Origin of the sequence: Chelativorans xinjiangensis (assembly GCF_009812055.1) — a bacterium.
Lineage (GTDB): Bacteria > Pseudomonadota > Alphaproteobacteria > Rhizobiales > Rhizobiaceae > Chelativorans > Chelativorans xinjiangense.
In genome coordinates this window covers 57,968-79,623 of sequence record NZ_WQNH01000018.1, presented here as the reverse complement: position 1 = coordinate 79,623, position 21,656 = coordinate 57,968, and the positions used below count along the sequence as shown (strand labels likewise).

At 64.9% G+C, this 21,656-nt stretch carries 19 protein-coding genes; 5 read left to right on the top strand and 14 right to left on the bottom strand.

Features of this window, described 5'->3' with window-relative positions; translation table 11 throughout:
• Positions 1 to 233: 233 nt before the first annotated feature.
• Genes GM910_RS13545 through GM910_RS13535 form a run of 3 tightly spaced genes read right to left on the bottom strand, consistent with a single transcriptional unit; the run spans position 234 to position 2,329 of the window.
• Entirely contained in the window at positions 234 to 569 is a 336-nt protein-coding gene (locus tag GM910_RS13545; RefSeq protein WP_159588090.1) for a protein tyrosine phosphatase family protein, read from the bottom strand.
• Positions 570 to 629: 60 nt separating this feature from the next.
• Entirely contained in the window at positions 630 to 1,424 is a 795-nt protein-coding gene (pcaD, locus tag GM910_RS13540; protein WP_159588089.1) for a 3-oxoadipate enol-lactonase, read from the bottom strand.
• Positions 1,425 to 1,477: 53 nt separating this feature from the next.
• Positions 1,478 to 2,329 carry a beta-keto acid cleavage family enzyme gene (locus GM910_RS13535; protein ID WP_246226098.1) on the bottom strand — a complete coding sequence of 284 codons (852 nt, stop codon included), beginning with the start codon at positions 2,327 to 2,329 and terminating at the stop codon, positions 1,478 to 1,480.
• A gap of 73 nt (positions 2,330 to 2,402) precedes the next feature.
• On the opposite strand from GM910_RS13535, the gene GM910_RS13530 reads away from it, so the two are divergent.
• The 5 genes from GM910_RS13530 to GM910_RS13510 all read left to right on the top strand — a co-directional run bounded on the left by GM910_RS13530 (position 2,403) and on the right by GM910_RS13510 (position 9,096).
• Positions 2,403 to 3,305, top strand: coding sequence for a MurR/RpiR family transcriptional regulator (locus GM910_RS13530; RefSeq protein WP_159588087.1), 903 nt, complete (start codon positions 2,403 to 2,405; stop codon positions 3,303 to 3,305).
• Positions 3,302 to 4,624 (top strand): aspartate aminotransferase family protein, encoded by a 1,323-nt coding sequence (locus GM910_RS13525; RefSeq protein WP_159588086.1) that lies wholly within the window; start codon positions 3,302 to 3,304, stop codon positions 4,622 to 4,624. Before GM910_RS13530 ends, GM910_RS13525 begins: the two co-directional genes overlap by 4 nt.
• 273 nt (positions 4,625 to 4,897) lie before the next feature.
• A complete protein-coding gene (locus tag GM910_RS13520) occupies positions 4,898 to 5,878 on the top strand; it encodes a TAXI family TRAP transporter solute-binding subunit (protein WP_159588085.1) in 981 nt (326 codons plus the stop codon).
• A gap of 99 nt (positions 5,879 to 5,977) precedes the next feature.
• Positions 5,978 to 8,659, top strand: coding sequence for a TRAP transporter permease (locus GM910_RS13515; protein ID WP_159588084.1), 2,682 nt, complete (start codon positions 5,978 to 5,980; stop codon positions 8,657 to 8,659).
• A gap of 11 nt (positions 8,660 to 8,670) precedes the next feature.
• Positions 8,671 to 9,096, top strand: coding sequence for a universal stress protein (locus GM910_RS13510; RefSeq protein WP_159588083.1), 426 nt, complete (start codon positions 8,671 to 8,673; stop codon positions 9,094 to 9,096).
• 82 nt (positions 9,097 to 9,178) lie between these two features.
• Here GM910_RS13510 and GM910_RS13505 read toward each other — a convergent pair whose 3' ends face one another.
• The 11 genes from GM910_RS13505 to GM910_RS13455 all read right to left on the bottom strand — a co-directional run bounded on the left by GM910_RS13505 (position 9,179) and on the right by GM910_RS13455 (position 21,537).
• Entirely contained in the window at positions 9,179 to 10,369 is a 1,191-nt protein-coding gene (locus tag GM910_RS13505) for a Gfo/Idh/MocA family protein (RefSeq protein ID WP_159588082.1), read from the bottom strand.
• A gap of 11 nt (positions 10,370 to 10,380) precedes the next feature.
• Positions 10,381 to 11,442: a sugar phosphate isomerase/epimerase family protein gene (locus GM910_RS13500; protein ID WP_159588081.1), complete on the bottom strand. Its 1,062-nt coding sequence runs from the start codon at positions 11,440 to 11,442 to the stop codon at positions 10,381 to 10,383.
• A 13-nt stretch (positions 11,443 to 11,455) separates the two neighbouring features.
• The gene (locus tag GM910_RS13495) at positions 11,456 to 12,292 is read right to left on the bottom strand and encodes a TolB family protein (protein ID WP_159588080.1); all 837 of its coding nucleotides are present in this window, start codon (positions 12,290 to 12,292) and stop codon (positions 11,456 to 11,458) included.
• A complete protein-coding gene (locus GM910_RS13490) occupies positions 12,292 to 13,896 on the bottom strand; it encodes a glycoside hydrolase family 43 protein (protein WP_159588079.1) in 1,605 nt (534 codons plus the stop codon). Before GM910_RS13490 ends, GM910_RS13495 begins: the two co-directional genes overlap by 1 nt.
• Positions 13,897 to 14,004: 108 nt before the next feature.
• On the bottom strand, positions 14,005 to 15,051 hold the full coding sequence (gene mgrA / locus GM910_RS13485) for an L-glyceraldehyde 3-phosphate reductase (protein ID WP_159588078.1): 1,047 nt from the start codon (positions 15,049 to 15,051) through the stop codon (positions 14,005 to 14,007).
• Complete coding sequence (locus GM910_RS13480) at positions 15,048 to 16,196, bottom strand: Gfo/Idh/MocA family protein (protein ID WP_159588077.1); 1,149 nt, start codon at positions 16,194 to 16,196, stop codon at positions 15,048 to 15,050. The genes mgrA and GM910_RS13480 overlap by 4 nt, the downstream gene beginning before the upstream one ends.
• 88 nt (positions 16,197 to 16,284) lie before the next feature.
• A complete protein-coding gene (locus GM910_RS13475) occupies positions 16,285 to 17,034 on the bottom strand; it encodes a sugar phosphate isomerase/epimerase family protein (RefSeq protein WP_159588076.1) in 750 nt (249 codons plus the stop codon).
• Positions 17,035 to 17,304: 270 nt separating this feature from the next.
• A complete protein-coding gene (locus GM910_RS13470; protein WP_159588075.1) occupies positions 17,305 to 18,393 on the bottom strand; it encodes an ABC transporter ATP-binding protein in 1,089 nt (362 codons plus the stop codon).
• Positions 18,394 to 18,396: 3 nt separating this feature from the next.
• Positions 18,397 to 19,338, bottom strand: a complete 942-nt coding sequence (locus GM910_RS13465; RefSeq protein WP_159588074.1) for a carbohydrate ABC transporter permease — start codon at positions 19,336 to 19,338, stop codon at positions 18,397 to 18,399.
• On the bottom strand, positions 19,331 to 20,227 hold the full coding sequence (locus tag GM910_RS13460) for a carbohydrate ABC transporter permease (protein WP_159588073.1): 897 nt from the start codon (positions 20,225 to 20,227) through the stop codon (positions 19,331 to 19,333). The genes GM910_RS13465 and GM910_RS13460 overlap by 8 nt, the downstream gene beginning before the upstream one ends.
• Before the next feature lie 77 nt (positions 20,228 to 20,304).
• Positions 20,305 to 21,537 carry an ABC transporter substrate-binding protein gene (locus tag GM910_RS13455; protein ID WP_159588072.1) on the bottom strand — a complete coding sequence of 411 codons (1,233 nt, stop codon included), beginning with the start codon at positions 21,535 to 21,537 and terminating at the stop codon, positions 20,305 to 20,307.
• Positions 21,538 to 21,656 lie beyond the last annotated feature (119 nt).

Here is a 21,656-nt window from a genome sequence, read left to right as displayed (position 1 = left end):
TCGACAAGCCAATCGCCAGTAAAATGCGCCGCGCAAACTGGAATAGAGACTTCTTCCATGAGCTCTTTACTCATATGCGATAGCCCTGTCCCTCAAGGGGGAGGGAAGCCCGGTCGAGCGCGCCATCGTCCCCCTCCCCCTTGTGGGGAGGGGTTAGGGGTGGGGGGCCGGCGAAGCCGAACAAAGAACCTCATATGCAACAGGCTCGCCGCAAGCGCGGACGTGAGCCTGCGCTACCCCTCCATCTCCCGTATCAGCGCGTAAAGGTTCAGGCACCGCGTCCCGCTGCGGCAATAGGCCAGCACCGGCCGCGGCAGGCTTTCCAGTATTGCGGCCATGTCGCGCACGTTCTCTTCCGTGATCGCGCCGGAGACCACGGGGAGGAAGCGGAACTCCAGTCCTGCCGCGCGCGCCGCCTCTTCCACCGCATCATGCGGTACCGCGCCTTCCTCGGTGTCGGGCCGGTTGCAGATGATGCTCCTGAAGCCTGCGCCGGCGATCTCGGCCACATGCACCGGCGCGATCTGCCCCGTCACGGCAAAGTCCTCGTTGACCTGGCGAATGTCCATTCCGCGTCCTTTCTAGACAAAAGCTGACCGGGGTAACGGCCGTCGCTTATATAGGTGTCCTCAAGCGATGTCCGCCTGCCGAAGAAACGAGCGGATCAGGCTTACGGTCTTTTCCGGCTGCTCGACGCAGGGCAGATGCCCGGCACCCTCGATGATCTCGAACCGCGCCCCCGCGATCAGCGAGGCCAGCTCCCGCACCAGCTCCGGTGGTGTAGAGCCGTCCTGGTCGCCGACGAGGCACAGTGTCGGCACCCTCAGCGCCCGTGTGGATTCGGTGAGGTCCGCGTCGCGTAGCGCCGCGCAGGTGCCTGCATAGCCGTCCACGGTCGTGCGTGTCAGCATGGCGAGGTAGCCGATGAAATCGGGATTCGCCGGTGTCCGGTAGCCGGGTGTGAACCAGCGCTCCATGATGCCGTCGGCAATCGAGGCGATCCCCTCCTCGGTCACCGCCTTGATGCGGCCGTCCCACAGGGCGTCGGTGCCGATCTTGTGCGCCGTGTCGCTCAGCACCAGGGCGCGCACCAGCTCGGGTCTCAGCGTGGCAAGCGCCTGCGCGATCATGCCGCCGACGGAAAGGCCCACGACGACAGCGTTGCCGATACCCAGATGGTCGAGCAAGGCGGCAAGGTCGTTCACATGGTCGGACAGCGCGTAGGGCGGCTTCGTTGCCTCGGAAAGTCCGTGGCCGCGCTTGTCGCAGAACACCAGCCGGTAGTCGCTTTCAAGCCGCTCCGCCACCGCGTCCCAGATGCGGAAGTCCGTGCCGAGAGAGTTGGCGAAGACAAGCGTCGGCTTGTCCGCCGTACCCCGCACCGCGTAGTGCAGGACGATGTCGTTCACGCGCACAAATTGCATCAGCTCGCCGCCTCCATTGTCTGCGCCCTGTATCGGAAAAACGGCGGCGCGCGTCAATTCGCCGAAAGCGTCCAATCGGCGCGCAAGCGCTCCGCATCCGCCGCCCGCATCCCCAGCGCGGCAAGCGCGTCGGTCACGCCGCGCACGAGCGCCGCGTTGTCCGGAGCCAGCGTCCCGCCGGGCAGATAAAGATTGTTCTCGAAGCCCACCCGCGCATGCCCGCCCAGCGCCGCAGCGGTCGTCACGCAGGCCGCTTCCCGTGCACCGAATGCGCAGACCATGAAGTGCCCGAAGCGCGGCGCCGCCGGCGCCAGGAAGGGCAGGAGGTCGGCGGGCGCGGAGCGCTGGCCGGCCGCATAGCGGCCAAGTACGTAGAGCACGGGAACATCGTCGAAGGGGACGATCCCGCGCGCCATCATATCCTTGAGCCGAAGTGCCTCGTCGGGGTGATAGAGAATGATCTGCGGGACGATCCTCTCCTTTTTCATAAAGGCGAGGAAGCGGCCGAACGCGGCCTCATGCGCGGCATCGGGCACAAGTTCCCTCAGCGCCAGCGAAGCCGCCTCCGGCCTCACCGCCTGCACCACTGCCATCTGCTCCTCCGGCTGGTGGCGGCCGACGGCCTCGGTGGTGATCTGGACGACGAGCCGCTCGCCCACCTGCCGACGCATGGCGGCGATGGCCTCGCGATAGGCATCGGCGTCGAGGATGTGCCGGCCGTCGCGGTCGCGTACATGGCAGTGCAGCATCGCCGCCCCCGCCTCCAGGCATGCGGCGGCCGTTTCCGCCAGCTCGTCCGCCGTCTGCGGCAGGGCCGGGTGGTCGGCCCTGGTGCGCCGCCCGCCATTGGGCGCGACGGCGATCGCCGCCGGCCCTGCTTCGAAGCCGCTTTCACCTGCTGCCACGGCAATCCTCCATTCGTTGCATAAGATGCAACATATGTTGCATAGCTGCGAAACGCCGTCTAGGATGCTCTCCATGGACCGTGCCGCCTTCGCCGATCGTATCACCCGTTCCGTCGACGCGCTTCCCGGGCAGTTGGGAGCCGCCGCCCGCTATGTCATGGAGAATCCGGGCGATGTGGCGCTGCTTTCCATGCGCGAACAGGCGCGCCGCGCCGGCGTCCAGCCCTGGACCATGACGCGTCTTGCAAAACGGCTGGGGCTCGACGGCTATGACGAGGTGCGCCAGCTCCACGGCGAGGCGCTGAAGGAGCAGGCGCTGGGCTTCTCGGGCAAGGCCGGCATCCAGGTGGCGCGCCAGAGGCAGGCTGGCGACCGCGCCTTCGCCGGCGAGATCGCCGCCGCCACCGCGGCCCAGATTTCAGCTCTCGGCGAAACGGGCGCCCTCGATGCACTCACCGGGGCAGCCGGCGCCATGGCGCGTGCCCGCCGCGTCTACTGCCTCGGCCTGCGCTCCAGCCGCCCGGTGGCCGCCCATCTCGCCTACATGCTCTCCTTCCTCGGCGAAAAGGCCACCGCGCTCGACTTCGGCAACGGCGCGGGCCTTGATCCGCTCCGTTTCGCCACTGCGGAGGATGTCTTCTTCGTCGCCACCGTGGCACCCTATACGCGGGCAAGCGTAGAGGCGGCACGCCATGCCCATGCCAAGGGCCTCTCCATCGTGGCGCTGACCGATAGCGCCGGCTCGCCGGTGGCCACCCTTGCCCGCCACGCCATCCTTGTCTCGACGGAAAGCCCCTCCTTCTTCCATTCCATGACGCCGGCCTTCACGGCGGTGGAAATCCTTGCCGCGCTCGTGGCGGGCGAGGGCGGGGAAGAGGCGCTGAAGGCGATCGCCCGGACAGAACGCCAGCTCGCCGAACTCAAGGTCCATGTCTTCGAACCCGCCGCCCGCGCGCGGCACCGGAAGAGCCAATGACGCATATCCTGCACCGCCAGATTCACGTGGAATTGCCCATCGCCGTCGGCGGCAAGGGCGTCGAGCTCTTCGACGCCGAAGGCCGCGCCTATATCGACGCTTCCGGCGGAGCGGCCGTCTCCTGCCTGGGACACGGCCATCCCGACGTCGTCGCAGCGCTGAAGAACCAGGCGGAAAAGCTCGCCTACGCCCACACGAGCTTCTTCACCAATGGACCGGCCGAGGCGCTGGCCGACATGCTGGTGGCGGGAGCGCCGGAGGGCATCAGCCACGCCTATTTCGTCTCCGGCGGCTCGGAGGCCAACGAGGCGGCGCTGAAGATGGCGCGGCAGTATTTCATAGAGAAGGGCGAGCCCGGGCGGCGCAACATCATCGCCCGCCGCCAGAGCTACCACGGCAACACACTGGGCGCGCTCGCCGCCGGCGGCAACGAGGCGCGCCGGGCGCAGTTCCGCCCGCTGCTTATCGAGACCCATCATATCGACCCCTGCTATGCCTACCGGTTGCAGAACCCGGGCGAGAGCGAGGAGGTGTACGGCCAGCGCGCCGCACAGCAGCTCGAGGACAAGATCCTGGAGCTCGGCGCCGATACGGTCATGGCCTTCATCGCCGAGCCTGTTGTGGGGGCCACGGCGGGAGCTGTGCCCGCCGTTCCCGGCTATCTTGCCCGCATCCGCGATATCTGCGAGCGCTACGGTGTTCTTCTTATCCTCGACGAGGTGATGTGCGGCATGGGCCGCACGGGCACCATGCACGCCTGCGAACAGGACGGCGTGGCCCCCGATATCATGACGGTCGCCAAGGGGCTGGGCGGCGGTTATCAGCCGATCGGCGCCGTGCTCCTGTCCCGCCGCGTCTTCGACGCCTTTGCCGAAGGCTCCGGCGTCTTCCAGCACGGCCACACCTATATCTGCCATCCCATGGCCTGCGCGGCCGCCCTTGCCGTGCAGGAGGTGATCGCGCGCGACGGCCTGCTCGCCAATGTGCGCGAGACGGGGGCCTATCTTCGAGGCCGCCTGGAGGCCCGCTTCGGCAACCATGCCCATGTCGGCGACATCCGCGGGCGCGGCCTGTTCCTGGGGCTGGAGCTTGTTGCCGACCGGGCGACGAAAGAGCCGTTCGACCCGGCGAAGAAGCTCCATGCGAAGGTGAAGAAGGAGGCCATGGCGCGCGGCCTGATGGTCTATCCCGCCGGCGGCACAATCGACGGCAGGCGCGGCGACCATGTGCTCATCGCCCCGCCGTTCATACTGGACCGGCAAACGGCCGACACGATCGTCGAGCGCCTCGGCGAGGCTGTCGACGCCGCGCTCGTCTGAGATGAGTTGAGGAGGAACACTGGGAGGAAAGCCGCATATTGCCGCGTGCCGCCAGCGGGGCCGGCACAACAATATGTTGCATCTTCCACCAAATTGCGCAGTCTATCCATTGACTTGGGCGAGGGGGCATTTCACGCTCTCCCGCCTGGGCTGCGCAGCAAGGCCGGCCGGGCGTTCCGCACGGTGCCCGGTGGCAGGCGGCCCCTCGAAACGGGACGGGCCGGAAACGACGTGCAACGAGTTATGAAAAATGCAGTTAAAGGGAGACGCAGTATGAAACCAAATCGGATTCTCGGCTTCGGCATCGCCGCAGCGATGCTGGGCGCGCTGTCGGCCGGAACGGCGATGGCGCAGGAGCAGCGCTTCGTGTCCGTGGGCACGGGCGGCGTCACGGGCGTCTACTATCCCGTAGGCGGCGCCATCTGCCGGCTGATGAACCAGACCCGCCGCGAGCACGGCATCCGCTGCTCGGTCGAATCCACCGGCGGCTCGGTGTTCAACGTCAACGCCATCAAGGGCGGCGACCTGGAGTTCGGCGTCGTCCAGTCGGACGTGCAGTACAACGCCGCCAACGGCGAGGCGAACTTCGCCGAGGACGGCGCACATGAGAACCTGCGCTCTGTCTTCTCGCTGCACCCCGAACCACTGACGGTCGTGGCGCGCGCCGATTCCGGTGTTGCCGCGTTCGACGATCTCAAGGGCAAGCGCGTCAACATCGGCAACCCCGGCTCCGGCCAGCGCGCGCTGATGGACCTTTTGATCGCTGAGAAGGGCTGGACGAATTCCGACTTCGCCCTTGCCGCCGAGCTCGCGCCGGCAGAGCAGAGCTCGGCGCTCTGCGACAACAACATCGACGCCTTCGCCTACACGGTCGGCCACCCGGCCGGCGCCATCGAGGAGGCGACCACCACCTGCGACAGCGTGATCGTGCCGGTCGAGGGCGAAGCTGTCGACAAGCTGGTCGAGGGCAACCCTTACTACTTCAAGGCGGTCATCCCCGGCGGCATGTATCGCGGCACCGATGAGGACGTGAACACCTTCGGCGTCGGCGCCACCGTCGTCACCTCGGCCGACGTGCCGGAAGACGTCGTCTACACCTTCGTCTCGTCGGTGTTCGATAATTTCGACGACTTCAAAAGCCTGCATCCGGCGCTTGCCAACCTGACGCCCGAGCAGATGGTGGGCCAAGGCAATTCCGCGCCGATGCATCCGGGCGCGGAGAAGTACTACCAGGAAAAGGGCTGGCTCAACTAAGCAGCCTTGGCAACAAGGGCGCTCCCGCCGGGGCGCCCTTTTTCGCTTCGCCGGATTGGGGGCGCGCAAGAACGATAACTGTCTCGAGGGGGACAACGAATGGCTGACGACACCAAGGGCGCCACGGGCGCGCAAACGCAGCTTTCCGGTGATGAACTGCAGGATCTCGTCGCTTCTACCGATACGGGCGCGCGCGATCCTGCCGGAACCTCGGGCACTATCATTGCAGCCGTGGCGCTCTGCTGGTCGCTCTTCCAGCTCTACATCGCCTCGCCGCTGCCCTACATGCTGTCGAGCCTGACGGGGTTCGGCCTCGTCCTCAACGACGCGCAGACCCGCGCCATTCATCTGGCCTTCGGCCTGTTCCTTGCCTACATGGCATTCCCGGCCTTCCCCCGCAGCCCGCGCGACCGTATTCCCAAGCTTGACTGGGTGCTGGCGCTGTTGGCGGCGGCCTGCGCGCTTTATGTCTTCGTTTTCTATCGCGACCTTGCCCGCCGGCCCGGCCTGCCCATAACCCAGGATTTGATCGTCGCCGGCATGGGCATGGTGCTGCTCATGGAAGCCACCCGCCGTGCGCTCGGCCCCCCGCTGATGATCGTGGCGATCGTCTTCCTCGCCTATGTCTTCTTCGGCTCCTCGACCCTGGTTCCGGACATCATCCGTTGGGGCGGCGCCTCCTTCCCGCGCGCAATGGACCAGATGTGGCTCTCGCCCAACGGCGTGTTCGGCGTTGCGCTCGGTGTCTCGTCGGCCTTCGTCTTCCTGTTCGTGCTGTTCGGCTCGATGCTCGACCGGGCGGGTGCAGGCAATTTCTTCATCAAGCTCGCCTTCGCGCTGCTCGGCCATCTGCGTGGCGGGCCTGCCAAGGCGGCCGTCCTCGCTTCGATGATGACAGGCCTCATCTCCGGCTCCTCCATCGCCAACGTCGTCACCACCGGCACCTTCACCATCCCCCTCATGAAGAGAGTCGGCTTCAGCCCGGAGCGCGCCGGCTCCGTCGAGGTGGCAAGTTCCGTCAACGGCCAGATCATGCCGCCCGTCATGGGCGCGGCCGCCTTCCTGATGGTCGAATATGTCGGCATCCCCTACCTCCAGGTCATCAAGCACGCCTTCCTGCCGGCGGTGATCTCCTACATCGCCCTTCTCTACGTGGTGCATCTGGAAGCGGTGAAGAACGACATGCCGATGCTGCCAAAGCGCCAGACGCATCCGGCAACGATCGCACTGCTGCGCGCCGGCATCACCATCGCCTCGATCCTCATCCTCGCCGGCGTCATCTATTACGGCATCGGCTTCGTGCGCTGGCTGATCCCCGGCATTTCCGGGCCGGTGCTTATCCTGGCTATGCTCGGCGTCTATGTGGGGCTCGTCTGGTTTGCAGCCCGCGCCCCCGACCTGGAACTTGACGACCCGAACGCTCCGGTCGTCGAACTGCCGATCCCGACGGATGTCCTGAAGACCGGCCTGCACTATCTCTTACCCCTCGTCGTCCTCATCTGGTTCCTGATGATCGAGCGGTCCTCGCCCGGCCTGTCGGCCTTCTACGCGGTGCTCTTGCTCATCTTCATCATCCTCACCCAGAAGCCGATGAAGGCCGTTTTCCGGGGACTGCAGTTGCCCGAGCAGCGCGCTGCCTTCGCCGAGGGCTTTTCCGATCTCATCGCCGGCCTGATCACCGGCGCGCGCAACATGATCGGTATCGCCTGTGCCACCGCCGCCGCCGGTATCATCGTCGGCACGGTCACGCTGACGGGTATCGGCCAGGTGATGGCCGAATTCGTGGAGTTCCTATCGGGCGGTAACATCTTCCTGATCCTCGTCTTCACCGCGCTCATTAGCCTGGTGCTCGGCATGGGCCTGCCGACGACGGCGAACTACATCGTCGTCTCCTCGCTCATGGCGCCGGTTATCGTGCAACTGGGTGCCGCCAACGGCGTTTTGATCCCGCTCATCGCCGCCCACATGTTCGTCTTCTATTTCGGCATCATGGCCGACGTGACACCGCCGGTGGGGCTTGCCTCGTTCGCCGCCGCCGCGGTCTCGGGAGGCGACCCGCTGAAGACCGGCTTTACGGCCTTCTTCTACTCGCTGAGGACGGTGCTGCTCCCCTTCATCTTCGTCTTCAACACCGACCTGCTCCTGATCGACGTCGGCTTCCTCGGCGCCATCTGGGTGTTCTGCCTGGCAACGGTGGCGATGCTCATCTTCGCCGCCGCCACTCAAGGCTTCTTCATGGTGAAGTCGCGCATGTGGGAGTCGGCCGCCCTGCTGCTCGTCACCTTCATGCTCTTGCGGCCGGGCTTCTTCCTCGACCTCGTGCAGCCGCCATTTGACCAGGTGGAGCCGCAACAGATCTTCGAGGTGGTCGAGGGCGAGCCGGACAACGCGCAGGTGCGTCTCGTCATTCGCGGTCCTGACTTCGACAACCCCGACCAGATGCTGGAGCGCACAATGGCCTTCAGCCTGGGCGAGGCAGGTGCCAGCGGCGAGGAGCGCTTCGAGGAGGCCATCGGCCTGCCCGTGCGCATCGAGAACGGCACCACCATCCTGGACGAGCCGCTCGACATGAACAGCCTCGCCGGCCGGACGTTGTCGAACATGGACTTCTATGCCGAAGAGCCGGTGCAGATCACCGCCGTGGAAGTGACCGCCGAGCGCATGCCGCGCCAGGTGTTCTACATCCCGGCGCTTCTCATCCTGGCGCTTGTGGCCTTCCTGCAGCGCCGCCGCGGGGGCACCCTGGCCGGCAATCCGAAGCCGAAACCGGCCGCCGCGTGAGGAGATAGATCATGTACAAGGACATTCTCGTTTCCATCGATCTCGGCCATGCCGAAAGCGAGGTGCGCACGCTCCAGACGGCCGTCGACTATGCCCGCAACTTCGGCAGCCGCCTGCACGTCATGACGGTGGTGCCCGACTACGGCATGTCCATCGTCGGCGGCTTCTTTCCCAAGGAGCACGAGCAGGGCGCCATCGACCATGCCAACGAGGCGCTGCACAAGTTCACCAAGGAGCACGTTCCCGCCGACATCAAGTACCGCCATATCGTCGGCCACGGCTCGATCTACCGCGAGATTCTGCGCTATGCGGGCGTCGTTAAGGCCGATCTCATCGTACTCTCGGCGATGCGGCCCGGCCCCGAGGACTACCTCATAGGCCCCAACGCCGCCCGCGTCGTCCGCCACGCCGGGATTTCGGTGCTGGTGGTACGGTAGGAGGCTATGCTACCGGCATCCGTGCACGAAGATGCCGGCACCCTTTCCGTGCCCCTATCTCCGTCTGCGAGCCTACCCAGCCCTAAACCGCGTCGAGCCGCGTCCAGGCCGCGTCCGCCTGCGATGAGGCAACACAGGCATGGATGAAGCGCATGCCCTCCAGCCCGTCCTCCACCGTCGGCAGCACCAGGTCCCTGGGCGCCACGCCGCCGCCCCGCAAGCTGCGGATTGCGCCCGCGGCTTCCGTATAGAGCGTGGCGAAAGCTTCCAGATAACCCTCCGGGTGGCCGCCCGGGATGCGGGTGACACCGGCCGCCGCCTCGTTCGCCCCGGCGCCGCCGCGCGTGATCAGCCGCTTCGGCTCGCCCAGCGGCGTGTACCAGAGGTAGTTCGGGTCGGCTTGCACCCATTCGAGCCCGCCCTTGGTGCCGTAGACCCTGAGCTTCAGCCCGTTCTCGTTGCCGGGCGCCACCTGGCTGACCCAGATCGTCCCCTTGGCCGGCCGTCCGTCCTTGGCGCCGAAGCGCAGCATGACATGGGCGTTGTCGTCGAGCCGTCGGCCCGAGACGAAGCTGTCGAGGTCGGCGGCCACGCTCTCCGCCTTCAGGCCCGTCACGAAAGTGGCGAGCTGATAGGCATGGGTGCCGATATCGCCGATGGCCCCACCGGCGCCGGAGCGCGCCGGGTCGGTGCGCCATGAGGCCTGCTTCTGGCCCGTCTCCTCGATAGGCTCGGCCAGCCAGTCCTGCGGATATTCCGCCTGTACCAGCACGATCTCGCCGAGCGTGCCCTCGCTTACCATCTGCCGCGCCTGGCGGATCATCGGATAGCCGGAGTAGTTGTGGGTGAGCACGAAGAGCTTGCCGCTCTTCTCCACTGCCTGCACCAGCGCCTTGGCGTCCTCGAGGCTCGACGTCAGCGGCTTGTCGCAGATGACGTGGATGCCGGCCTCCAGGAAAACCTTCGCCGCCGGATAGTGCATGTGGTTGGGCGTGACGATGCTGACGGCCTCGATACCGTCCTCGCGCGCCGCCTCCTTTTGCGCCATCTCCTCGAAGCTGCCGTAGGAGCGCTCCGGATCGAGGCCCAACTCGGCGGCCGACGCCTTCGCCCGTTCGGGATCGGACGATAGCGCGCCGGCGACGAGCGTGTAGTGCCCGTCGAGCCGGGCGGCCATGCGGTGGACGGCGCCGATGAAAGCGCCCTGTCCGCCGCCCACCATGCCGAGGCGCACCGGGCTTGCGGCGGATGTACTTGCGGATGCGGATACCATGTCTGCCTCCCTTATTGCGAAATGCCGAGCATCTTCCTGAGCTTGCCGCGGTCGGTTTCACCGCCGGCGAAATCGTCGAACGCCTTCTCGGTGACTTGGATGATGTGGTCGGCGATGAACGGTGCGCCTTCCGCCGCCCCCTGCTCGGGATGCTTCAGCGCACACTCCCACTCCAGCACCGCCCAGGAGTCGTAGTCGTACTGGGCGAGCTTCGAGAAGATGCCGACGAAATCCACCTGCCCGTCGCCGAGTGAGCGGAAGCGGCCGGCGCGGTTCACCCAGCCCTGATAGCCCGAATAGACGCCCTGGCGCCCGTCTGGATTGAACTCGGCATCCTTCACGTGGAAGGCGGAGATGCGCTCGTGGTAGATGTCGATGAAGGCGAGGTAGTCGAGCTGCTGCAGCAGGAAGTGCGAAGGATCGTAGTTGATCATGCAGCGCTTGTGGCCGCCGACCTTCTCCAGAAACATCTCGAAGGTGGCGCCGTCGAACAGGTCCTCGCCCGGATGCAGCTCGTAGGCCACGTTGACGCCGGAATCCTCATAGGCCTCGAGGATCGGCTTCCAGCGGCGGGCAAGCTCGCCGAAGGCCTCGTCGATCAGCCCTTCCGGGCGCTGCGGCCAGGGATAGAGATAGGGGAAGGCGAGCGCGCCGCTAAAGGAAACGCTCACGTCGAGCCCCAGATTCCGCGAGGCTTTTGCCCCGAACTTCATCTGCTCCACGGCCCATTCCTGGCGGGCCTTGGGATTGTTGTGGACGCTTTCCGGCGCAAAGCCGTCGAAGGGGATGTCGTATGCCGGATGGACGGCGACGAGCTGACCCTGCAAATGCGTCGAAAGCTCGGTGATCTCGACACCGGCTTCAGCGCAGATGCCTTTCACTTCGTCACAGTAGTCTTTTGATTCAGCTGCCTTTTTCACGTCGAATAGGCGGCCGTCCCAACTCGGAATCTGGATGCCCTTGTAGCCGTGGCCGGCCGCCCAGCGGGCGATGTTCGGCAGCGTGTTGAACGGTGCCTCCTCGCCTGCGAACTGCGCCAGAAAGATCGCTGGTCCCTTTATCGTCTTAGGCATTTCAACCTCCCTTCTAAGATGCGCTGTCGCGCGAATAGCGAGTATAGGCAAAGGCACCCGCATCGGGCGCCCAGCAGGGCACGTTGATCGAGCCCTGCCCGCCGAAGAGCTCGACCACGGTGCGGCAATTGCCGCCCTCGGCGTCCATCAGCCGTAGCTCCACATCGTGGTCGCGCGGATGGCCTTCGACGCCCGGCCCATAAGACAGATAGAGCACCGTGCGGCCGTCGGGCGCGGGATGGGGAAACCAGTTCACCCGCTCGTCGTCGGTCATCTGCTCCAGTCTGCTGCCGTCAGTGCGGACGCGCCAGAGCTGCATTGTGCCGCTGCGGCTCGAATTGAACCATATCCACTCGCCGTCGGGCGCGTAGTCGGGGCCGTCATTATGGCCTCTACCGTCGGTCAGCCGGGTCTCGGCCCCGCCCTCGACGCCGATCGTGTAGATGTCGAAGGCCTCGCCGCGTTTGGCCGTGTAGGCAAGGCGCTTTCCGTCGGGCGACCAGCCGTGCCACCAGGAGGGCACCTGCTCCGTCACGCGTCGGGGTGCACCGCCCTCGATGGGCAGTGTGTAGATGCAGGAAACACCAGTCTCCGTCTTGTCGCTGATGGCGAGCATGGTGCCGTCGGGCGAAATACCGTGGTCGTTGTTGCAGTTGATGGCGAAGCCGGTATCGATCCGCCGCGGCGCGGCGTCCTCGGCGATATCGAGCCGGTGGAGAAGGCCGCCGCCGTTGAAGACGAGGAAGCGGCCGTCGGGTGACCAGTTCGGCGCTTCGATCATGTCTTCTGTCTTGTATAAGACATCACTCTGCCTGGTCCGGCAATCGTAGACCTCCAGAAAACTAGCCATCAGCCAGGCTCCGGAACATAGGTGAAGCGGGTGAAGTCGGCGGGAAGCGCGCTGCCACTCGTATCGAAGCACACCATGCCGACAAAGGCGCCGGTGAACGAGGCGTGCTCGCCGCGCCCACCCTCGTCGGAGATCACGCTGGCGTCGAGCACAGGGCCCACGGCCTGCCAGTCGCCGCCGGTTTTGTAGAAGAACTGCAGCTCCGCTTCCTTCACCTCGGCGGCAAGGCTCACCGGCCCTTCCGCCGGCAGCGGGATCGGCGCTTGCAGCGGGAATTTGAGACGCCCGTCCGGCCATTCGCCGGGGCAGCTCAGGATGGTGAGCGAGCGGCCGGCCGTCTCATGCCAGGTTAGGCCAAGGAAATGGAATTTGTGGCGGTTGTAATAGGCGGTGAGGCCGGCGGCCTGCTGGTAGGTGGTCGGGCGGAAGTCGAGCTGCGTTTCCGCGCGGTAGCGCCAATGTTCCTGCCGGCGGGCGACCAGCGCCTGCTCGAACCAGCTGCCGATGGATTCTCGGCCGATAAGCCTGAGCGCGGTGCCGGTGAGGGTGAAGATGCGCTCGGGCTGCGGCGTGCGCAGCCACTGGAACTCGTCCGGCAGGCTGTCGCCGTTGAAGACGCGTTCGACCGCCTTCGGTGGCGACGGTTCGACATCGAAGGGGGCGGGAACGCGCACCTCCGGCACCGGGTTCCCGCTCTGCGGATAGAGCCAGCCATCCTCCTTCCACACGCATTTCTGGATCGCCGTCTCGCGGCCGAGCGGGGAACGGCGAATGCCGGGAAGCGGGCGCGAGCACAGATGTGTGTGATAGACCGCCCCGTCCGGGGTCTCCACCACCTGGCCGTGGCCGGAGCGCTGCAATTCAGCGTCCGGCGCGTCCTTGGAGGTGAAGAGATGGGTGTCCGGATGCAGCTCGTAAGGACCGTAGATCTTGCGCGAGCGCGCCATGGTGACGGCGTGGCCGTAGCCGGTGCCGCCCTCGGCCACCGTCATGTAGTACCAGCCGTCGCGCTTGAAGAGGTGCGGGCCTTCGACGAGGCCGTGTTCGCTGCCGGCGAAGACGTTCTTGACCTCGCCGACGAGCTTGCCCGCCTTGGCATCGAACTCTTGCAGGAGAATGCCGGCGAAGGCGGGGTGCTTCGGGCTGCCGCCGACAGAGTTGGAGCGGTGGTTCCACACCATGTTGAGGAACCATTTGCGCCCATCGTCGTCGTGGAACAGCGATGGATCGAAGCCGGAAGAGTTGACGTAGACGGGGTCGGACCACGGCCCCTCGATCACGGGCGCGGTGACGATGTAGTTGTGCGCATCCTTGAAGTTGCCGTCGAGGCGCTTGACGTCCGTATAGACCAGCCAGAACAACCCGTCCGCATAGGAAAGGCACGGCGCCCAGATGCCGCCGGAGTCGGGATTGCCGCGCATGTCGAGCTGGCTGGCGCGCGCCAGCGGGCGCTTGACGAGGCGCCAGTTCACGAGATCGCGGGAATGGTGGATCTGAACGCCGGGATACCACTCGAAGGTCGAGGTGGCAATGTAGTAGTCCTCGCCCACGCGGCAGATGGACGGGTCGGGATTGAAGCCGGGGAGGATGGGGTTGACGATCATGGGTGGCGGGGCTCCTCGCTTGAGACGGCGGTGTCTTGAAGGCGCGGCGTGGCCTGCTCCCCCTTGAGGGGAGGGGTGACGCGGATGTTTGCGCCCTTCGAAGCCCCCTCATTTCCGCGCCGGCCCCTTCCGCTCGGCCGACGCCGCCCACAGGTTGATGTCGGCCTCGCGGGCGTATTTGTCGATCTCGGCCAGTTCCTCTTGCGTGAAATCCGCGTTGTCGAGCGCGCGCACGCAGTCTTCCACCTGCTCGGGCCGGCTGGCGCCGATGAGTGCCGAGGTGACGCGGCCGCCGCGCAAGACCCAGGCCAGCGCCATTTGCGCCAAAGTCTGGCCGCGGCGCTTGGCGATATCGTTGAGCGCGCCGATATTGGCGATGGTCTTCTCGTTGAGAAACTCCTGCCTCAAGGATTTGCCCTGCGCGGCGCGGCTCTCCTCGGGGATGCCGCCGAGATACTTGTCCGTCAGCATGCCTTGCGCCAGCGGCGAGAAGACGATGGAGCCGATGCCGAGATCATCCAGCGTGTCGAGCAGCTTGTCCTCCTCCACCCAGCGGTTGATCATGGAGTAGCTCGGCTGGTGGATGAGGCAGGGTGTGCCGAGCTCCTTGAGGATGGCGGCGGCCTCGCGCGTGCGCTCAGAATTGTAGGAGGAGATGCCGGCGTAGAGCGCGCGGCCCGAGCGCACGATGTGGTCGAGCGCCATCATGGTCTCCTCGAGCGGCGTGTCCGGATCGAAGCGGTGGGAATAGAAGATGTCGACATAGTCGAGGCCAAGCCGCTTGAGGCTCTGGTCGCAGCTCGCCACCAGATATTTGCGGCTGCCCCATTCCCCGTAAGGACCGGGCCACATGCCGTAGCCGGCCTTGGAGGAGATGATGAGCTGGTCACGGTAGCCGGCGAAATCTTCACGCAGAATCTGGCCGAAGGCCTCCTCCGCCGTGCCGGGCGGAGGGCCGTAATTGTTGGCGAGGTCGAAATGGGTGATCCCCAGATCGAACGCCTTGCGGCAGATCGCCTGCTTCAACCCATGCGGACGGTCGTGGCCGAAATTGTGCCAAAGCCCGAGCGAGATCGCCGGCAGCTTCAGCCCGGATCGGCCGCAACGCCGGTAGTGCATTTTCTCGTAACGGTTCTCGGCTGGCTGCCAGCTCATGCAAACTCCTTTTCCGCCAGCAATGCGCGCGCCGCCTCGGCATCGAGGGCGGCGGGCCGTTCGCAGGTCGTCGTCAGGTCGACGAAGCCGCCGGTCTCGCCGGACTTCAGGATGGACGTCATCACGTCGATGGCGTGAAGCGACATATCCAGCGAGCATCGGTGCGGGCGGCCTTCCAGGATGCCGATGGCCATGTCTGCAAGGCCGGCGGCGCGATAGTTGGCCAGTCCCCTGCCGTCCTTGCCTTCCTGGTTGGCGATGCCCAGCGGGTGCTCCCATTGCGGCTCGTCGACGATTTCCACCTCGTCGGTGACGACAAGGTCGCCGCCGAAGAAGTTGGGATCAGGAACATGCAGCGAGCTCTTCTCGCCGTAAAGCTCCATATTCGTGTGCTTATGATGCCAGACGTCCCAGCTCGCGCCCAGCGTGACGATGGCGCCGCTCGCAAATTCCATGATGGCATGGATCGTGGTGGGCGTCTCAACGCTGATCTTCTCGCCCTTGCGCGGCTCCGACAGGATGACGCGTTCCTTTGTCGGGATGGAGGCCAGCGCCGCAACGCGCTTCACCGGCCCGATGAGCTGGATCAGGTTGGTGATGTAGTAGGGACCGATGTCGAGCACGGGACCGGCGCCGGGCTTGAAGAAAAAATCCGGGTTGGGATGCCAGTGCTCCATCCCGTGGCTCATCACATGGCAGGTGCCGCTGACGACCTTGCCGATGGCCCCCGTGTCGATGAGGTGACGGGCAAGCTGATGCGCGCCGCCCAGGAAGGTGTCGGGGGCAGAGCCCACGCGCACGCCTTTTTCGGTGGCCAGCGTGGCCAGCGCCTTGCCTTCCTCCACGGAGAGCACGAAGGGCTTTTCCGAATAGACGTGCTTGCCCGCCTCGATCGCTTTCCTCGACACCTCGTAGTGCGCGGCGGGGATCGTCAGGTTGACGACGATGTCAATGTCGTCGGCTTGAAGCAACCCATCCACCGTCTCCTGGCGCAGGTTGAACTCCTCGGCGCGCAGGCGCGCGGCCTCCGCGTTCATGTCGGCGCAGGCGCGGATTTCGATGCCGCGGAAGAGCGGCGAAAGCCGCATATAGGCCGCGGAGATGTTGCCGCAGCCGATGACGCCTACTCCTAGTTTCTTGGACATGCTCAATACCTCTTTGACTTGACCGCTGGTGGGATCCATGCCTGAACGGCCCCATCCCACCAGCAATTCAAATGCACCTTCTACCGCTTCAAAACTTGCTCGCGTTCTCGATCGATCGGCGCGCGAAGCGCTCGTGGTCGCTCGGCTTGTCGTGTTCCATGATGAAGAGCCCGGCCTTGGTCTTCTGCCGCACGGCGTCCATGATCGCTTTCCAGTCCATGGTGCCCGTGCCGACATCGGCCCAGCCGTCCTCGTCGGCATTCTCGCCCGCTGGCGCGATGTCCTTGACGTGGACGGCCGAGATGCGGTCGCCATGGCTGTCGATCCAGGCGAGCGGGTCGGCGCCGCCGCGCACGATCCAGGCGATGTCGGCCTCCCAGGAAAGGTCCGGCCCGCCCTTGAATATCTCAGCTTGGGGAATGCCGCCGTCCGGCAGCGCCCGGAACTCAAAGTCGTGGTTGTGCCAGCCGAAGAGGAGGCCGGCCTTCACCAGCGGCTCACCCGCCTTCTGCAGCCGCTCGCCCAAGCGGGCATAGCCGGCGGCGTCCGCGGGGCGCTGGTCGGGGGCGAGAAACGGGCAGTAGGCGGCCTTCATGCCCACCGCGCGGGCGATCTCGATCGCCTTGTCCGGCTCGTTCTCCAGCATGTCGAGCCCGAAATGGCCGGACGCCATGACGAGGCCCGTCTCGGAGAGTGCCGACTTGAGGGCAGGGATGTCGCCGTAGACACCGCCGTAGCCTTCGACCTGGGCGTAGCCCAGGGACTTGAGCATCTTAAGTGTGTCGGAAAGGGGCGGGAATTCGCGGGAGGAATACAGCTGGTAGGAAAAACTGGTCATGGGGTTCTCCGGAGGTTGGGGCTTGGGAGGTGCTAGATGGAGAGGTCGGCGCCCTTTCGCGCCCCCCTCTGTCCTGCCGGACATCTCCCCCACGCGTGGGGAGATCGGCCTTCACGACGACTTTCGCCAATCGGCGACGTTGCAGGAGAAGCGCTGTCGAAAGTGGCCGGCGCAATCTCCCCCCTCGCGGGGGAGATGCCCGGCAGGGCAGAGGGGGGCGCGAAGGGGCGCCGGCCTCTCTGGCTATGGGCAGTCCCATCGAAACTCTCCTCAAAGCCGCATTTCCGTCTCGGCGTCGAAGATGGACGCCCGCGCCGGATCGAAGCCGACCTTCACCCGATCGCCTTTCCTCAGCGGCGTCTGGCCATCGACGCGGAAGCGCAGTTCGTGGCCGTTGAGCTTCGACCACACAAGCGTGTCGGCGCCCATGGGCTCGACGACGTCGACCTCCACGTCGGCCCTGAAGGGCTCGTCAACTGCAGCCTTGTCCATGAAAATGTGCTCCGGCCGGATGCCGAAGGTGACCGGACCGGGCTTGGGGCCGTTGCCGGAGAAGGCATAGCGGGAAAGGTCGATCTTCGTCTCGCCCGCCTCGAAGACAGGATCGCTCGCCGCCTCCAGTGTGCCGTCGAAGAAATTGATGCTGGGCGAGCCGATGAAGCCGGCGACGTATTTGTTGTAGGGCTTGTTGTAGATGGTGGCGGGATCGGCGAGCTGCTGAATGGCGCCGGCGCGCATGATGGCGATGCGGTCGGCGAGCGTCATGGCCTCGATCTGGTCGTGCGTGACATAGATCATGGTGGTGTTCTCGAGCTGTTGGTGCAGGCGCTTGATCTCCACGCGGAGTTCGGCCCTTAGCTTGGCGTCGAGGTTCGACAACGGTTCGTCGAAGAGGAAGACGTCCACATCGCGCACCAGCGCCCGGCCGATGGCCACACGCTGGCGCTGACCGCCCGAAAGCTGTGCGGGCTTGCGCTTCAAGAGCGGCTCGATGTGCAGGAGTTGGGCGGCGCGGGCGATGCGTTTCTTGATCTCGTCCTTCGGCACACGGGCGTTTTTCAGGCCGAAGGCGAGGTTCCCCTCCACCGTCATCTGCGGGTAGAGCGCGTAGGACTGGAATACCATGCCGATGCCGCGGTCCTTCGGCTGCTCCCAGGTGACGTTGTGCTCGCTGATGAAGATCTGCCCGTCGGTGATGTCGAGAAGGCCGGCGATGCAGTTGAGCAGCGTGGACTTGCCGCAGCCCGACGAGCCGAGGAGCACCAGGAACTCGCCCTTCTCGATGTCGAGATTCAAGTTCTGCAGAACCTTCACGTCGCCGAAGCTGAGGTCGAGATTCCTAACCGAGACACTGGCCATGGCTTATCCCTTCACGGCGCCGGCAGCGATGCCGCGCACAAACAGTTTTCCGGAGACGAAATAGACGACCAGGGGGACAAGCCCCGTCAGGAGAGTGGCCGCCATATTCACGTTGTACTCCTTAACCCCCTGGACGGAGTTGACGATGTTGTTGAGTTGAACAGTCATCGGATAGATATCCGGTTTGGTGTAGACCACACCGAACAGGAAGTCGTTCCAGATGCCGGTCACTTGCAAAATCATGGCGACGACGAAGATCGGCAGGCTCATCGGCAGCATGATCTTGAAGTAGATGCCCCAGAAGCCGGCCCCATCGACGCGCGCGGCCTTGAACAACTCTTCAGGCACCGAAGTGAAATAGTTGCGGAACAGCAGCGTCAGGATCGGCATGCCGAAAATCGAATGGACAAGAACGAGACCGGTCAGCGTGCCGTAAATGCCCATCTCGCGCAGGATGATGACGATCGGATAGAGCATCACCTGATAGGGGATGAATGCGCCGACGATAAGGATGGTGAAGAAGAGATTTGCGCCCTTGAAGCGCCAATTGGCCAGCGCATATCCGTTCACCGAGGCGATGGCGATAGACAGGACAACAGATGGAATGGTGATCCTGACCGAGTTCCAGAAGCCGCGCGACAGGCCGTCGCAGTTGAGCCCGGTGCAGGCGGTCGCCCAGGCTTTCACCCACGGCTCGAAGGTGATCTCCACAGGCGGTGAGAAGACATTGCCAAGGCGGATTTCCGGCATGCCTTTCAAGGACGTGACGATCATCACGTAAAGCGGCAGCAGATAGTAGACCGCGACGACAAAAAGCGTGCCGTAAAGAATGATGTTGCGGCGAGAAAGCACGCGGCGCGGGCGGGCGCCACGCGGCCCTTCCAGCGCCCGGGAGCGGATACCGGCGGCTGCATCGGTATGATCGATCAAACCCGCTTCAGCCATGACGCTTCCCCTTTCCGCCGAATTCGAGATAGGCCCAGGGCACAATGACGATGATGACGGTCAAGAGCATCATCGTTGAGGCGGCAAAGCCCTGGCCGAGATTCTGGCTGAGGAACATCATGTCGTAGACGTATTTCGCGGGCACCTCCGAGGCGATGCCGGGGCCACCGCCGGTCTGGGCGACCACGAGGTCGTAGACCTTTACGATGCCGCTCGTGATAATCACCAGGGTCGTGATGAAGACCGGGCGCATCATCGGGATGACGATGAAGAGGTAGGTCTTCCAGATGGGAATCCCGTCGACGCGGGCAGCCTTCCAGATGTCCTCGTCAATGCCGCGTAGCCCCGCGAGCATCAGGCACATGACGAGGCCGGTGCCCTGCCAGAGCGCGGCGATCAGAATGCCGTAGATGACAATGTCGGCGTTGTAGAGGGGATCGAAGTTGAAGCCTTCGAAGCCAAGGCTGCGGACGACGCTCTGGATCCCGAAATCGGGGTTCAAGAGCCACTGCCAGACGAGCCCCGTGACGATGAAGGAGAGCGCGAAAGGGTAGAGGAAGATTGTTCGGAAGGTATCCTCGAAGCGGATCTTCTGGTCGAGCAGTGCCGCGAGCAGGAAGCCGATGACCAGACTGAAGATCAGCACCAGGACGCCGAAAATCATCAGATTCTCGATCGAGATCAGCCAGCGGTTGGTACTCCAGAGCCGCTCGTACTGGTCGAAGCCCACCCAGCGCATGCGCGGCAAGAGCTTGGAATTGGTGAAGGAGTAAACGACGGTCCAGATCGTGCCGCCGAGGAAGACCACGACGGCGGTCAGGATCATCGGGATCGATGCGATCTTCGCGTTGAGGTTCCGGAAAAGTTGACTCGGACGTGCGGACGGCATGCGACGTCTCCCCCGGTGTGCCGATTGTTTGGACGACCGCCGGAGCGTGTCCGGCGGCCAGCCTGGTCACCGCGTCTTCAGTCGGCGCTGGCGATGATCTCGGCGAAACGCGCCTGCGCGTCCTCGGGGGTGATGCTCTTGTCGCTGAAGAACTCGGTCATCAGCCCTTCGATCTGCGTGTTGGTGTCGGGGCTGACGAGCTGGTTGACCGAGGTGACGACGCCGCCTTCGGCAAGGATCGTCAGACCCTTTTTCATGCAGTCGTTGGCTGCGTTGATATCGACATCCGAGCGGATCGGCAGCGAACCCTTCTTGAGGTTGAAGGCAACCTGCGTCTCGGCGTTGAACATGGAGGAGGCCAGCGCTTCCTGCGCCTTGCTCTGCTCCTCGTCATCGAGAACCGGGAAGTAGAACGCGTCGCCGTCGGTCGAGATGATCTCGTTGACCCCGAGCCCGGGCAGGCAGGTGTAGTCTTCGCCCGCGACCTCGCCGGCGACCTGGAATTCGCCCTGCGCCCAGTCGCCCATGATCTGGCCGCCGGCCTGATCGGTGATCACCATGTTCGTGGCCTGGTTCCAGTCCTGCACGTTGGAGCCCTCGGCCATCTCCCGGGCCTGGGCAGCGGCGGCGAATATCTTGGCCACTTCCGGCCCCGCGGCGACCTCGGCATCCTTCTCCTCGTAGACCTTGAGGGTCAGTTCCTTGCCGCCCAGCGCGTTCATGAACACGTTGAAGGCACCCGACCGCTGCCAGGGCTGTCCGCCCATCGCCAGCGGGACCTTGCCCGCCTCGCGCAGCTTCGGCGCTGCGGCGACGAATTCGTCCCAGTTGGTCGGAACCGGGATCCCTGCATCCTCGAACGCCTTGTTGGACAGCCAGAGCCACTGCCAGGAGTGGATATTGACCGGCACGCAATAGATCTTGCCGTCGAGCGTGCAGCTCTCGAGCAGCGACGGCGCGGCGATCACGTCGGCCCAGCCCTCGGCTTCGGCAAGGTCGGTCAGGTCGCGCACGAGACCCGCCTCGACCAGTTCCTCTGCCTGCCGGCCATGGTTGAACTGCGTCGCCGCCATCGGATCGCCGCCGGTAATGCGGCTGATCATGATCGGCCGGGCCGTGCTGCCGCCGCCGGCGATGGCGCCGTCCACCCATTTGTTGCCTGTGGCGTCAAAGGCCTTGGCGAACTCGGCAACGGCCGCGGCCTCGCCGCCGGACGTCCACCAGTGGGTGACTTCAAGATCGACGGCGGACGCGGCGGTGGCGGCGCCCAGGAATGTGGATGCGGTCAGCAATGCTTTGAAAGATTTCATTTCTTTTCCTCCCGTTCGGATGTCCAGGGCCGGACCCGAAAACCATACATATCGGCCTCCACGCCGATATAATCGATTAAAATCGCTTGATCCTGCGCTTTGTAATCGATTACATGTTA

Coding starts and splice junctions, on each gene's coding strand:
- GM910_RS13545 (WP_159588090.1), bottom strand. CDS start 569: ATGGACATTCGCCAGGTCAACGAGGACTTTGCCGTGACGGGGCAGATC.
- pcaD (WP_159588089.1), bottom strand. CDS start 1,424: ATGCAATTTGTGCGCGTGAACGACATCGTCCTGCACTACGCGGTGCGG.
- GM910_RS13530 (WP_159588087.1), top strand. CDS start 2,403: ATGGACCGTGCCGCCTTCGCCGATCGTATCACCCGTTCCGTCGACGCG.
- GM910_RS13525 (WP_159588086.1), top strand. CDS start 3,302: ATGACGCATATCCTGCACCGCCAGATTCACGTGGAATTGCCCATCGCC.
- GM910_RS13520 (WP_159588085.1), top strand. CDS start 4,898: ATGAAACCAAATCGGATTCTCGGCTTCGGCATCGCCGCAGCGATGCTG.
- GM910_RS13515 (WP_159588084.1), top strand. CDS start 5,978: ATGGCTGACGACACCAAGGGCGCCACGGGCGCGCAAACGCAGCTTTCC.
- GM910_RS13510 (WP_159588083.1), top strand. CDS start 8,671: ATGTACAAGGACATTCTCGTTTCCATCGATCTCGGCCATGCCGAAAGC.
- GM910_RS13505 (WP_159588082.1), bottom strand. CDS start 10,369: ATGGTATCCGCATCCGCAAGTACATCCGCCGCAAGCCCGGTGCGCCTC.
- GM910_RS13500 (WP_159588081.1), bottom strand. CDS start 11,442: ATGCCTAAGACGATAAAGGGACCAGCGATCTTTCTGGCGCAGTTCGCA.
- GM910_RS13495 (WP_159588080.1), bottom strand. CDS start 12,292: ATGGCTAGTTTTCTGGAGGTCTACGATTGCCGGACCAGGCAGAGTGAT.
- GM910_RS13490 (WP_159588079.1), bottom strand. CDS start 13,896: ATGATCGTCAACCCCATCCTCCCCGGCTTCAATCCCGACCCGTCCATC.
- mgrA (WP_159588078.1), bottom strand. CDS start 15,051: ATGAGCTGGCAGCCAGCCGAGAACCGTTACGAGAAAATGCACTACCGG.
- GM910_RS13480 (WP_159588077.1), bottom strand. CDS start 16,196: ATGTCCAAGAAACTAGGAGTAGGCGTCATCGGCTGCGGCAACATCTCC.
- GM910_RS13475 (WP_159588076.1), bottom strand. CDS start 17,034: ATGACCAGTTTTTCCTACCAGCTGTATTCCTCCCGCGAATTCCCGCCC.
- GM910_RS13470 (WP_159588075.1), bottom strand. CDS start 18,393: ATGGCCAGTGTCTCGGTTAGGAATCTCGACCTCAGCTTCGGCGACGTG.
- GM910_RS13465 (WP_159588074.1), bottom strand. CDS start 19,338: ATGGCTGAAGCGGGTTTGATCGATCATACCGATGCAGCCGCCGGTATC.
- GM910_RS13460 (WP_159588073.1), bottom strand. CDS start 20,227: ATGCCGTCCGCACGTCCGAGTCAACTTTTCCGGAACCTCAACGCGAAG.
- GM910_RS13455 (WP_159588072.1), bottom strand. CDS start 21,537: ATGAAATCTTTCAAAGCATTGCTGACCGCATCCACATTCCTGGGCGCC.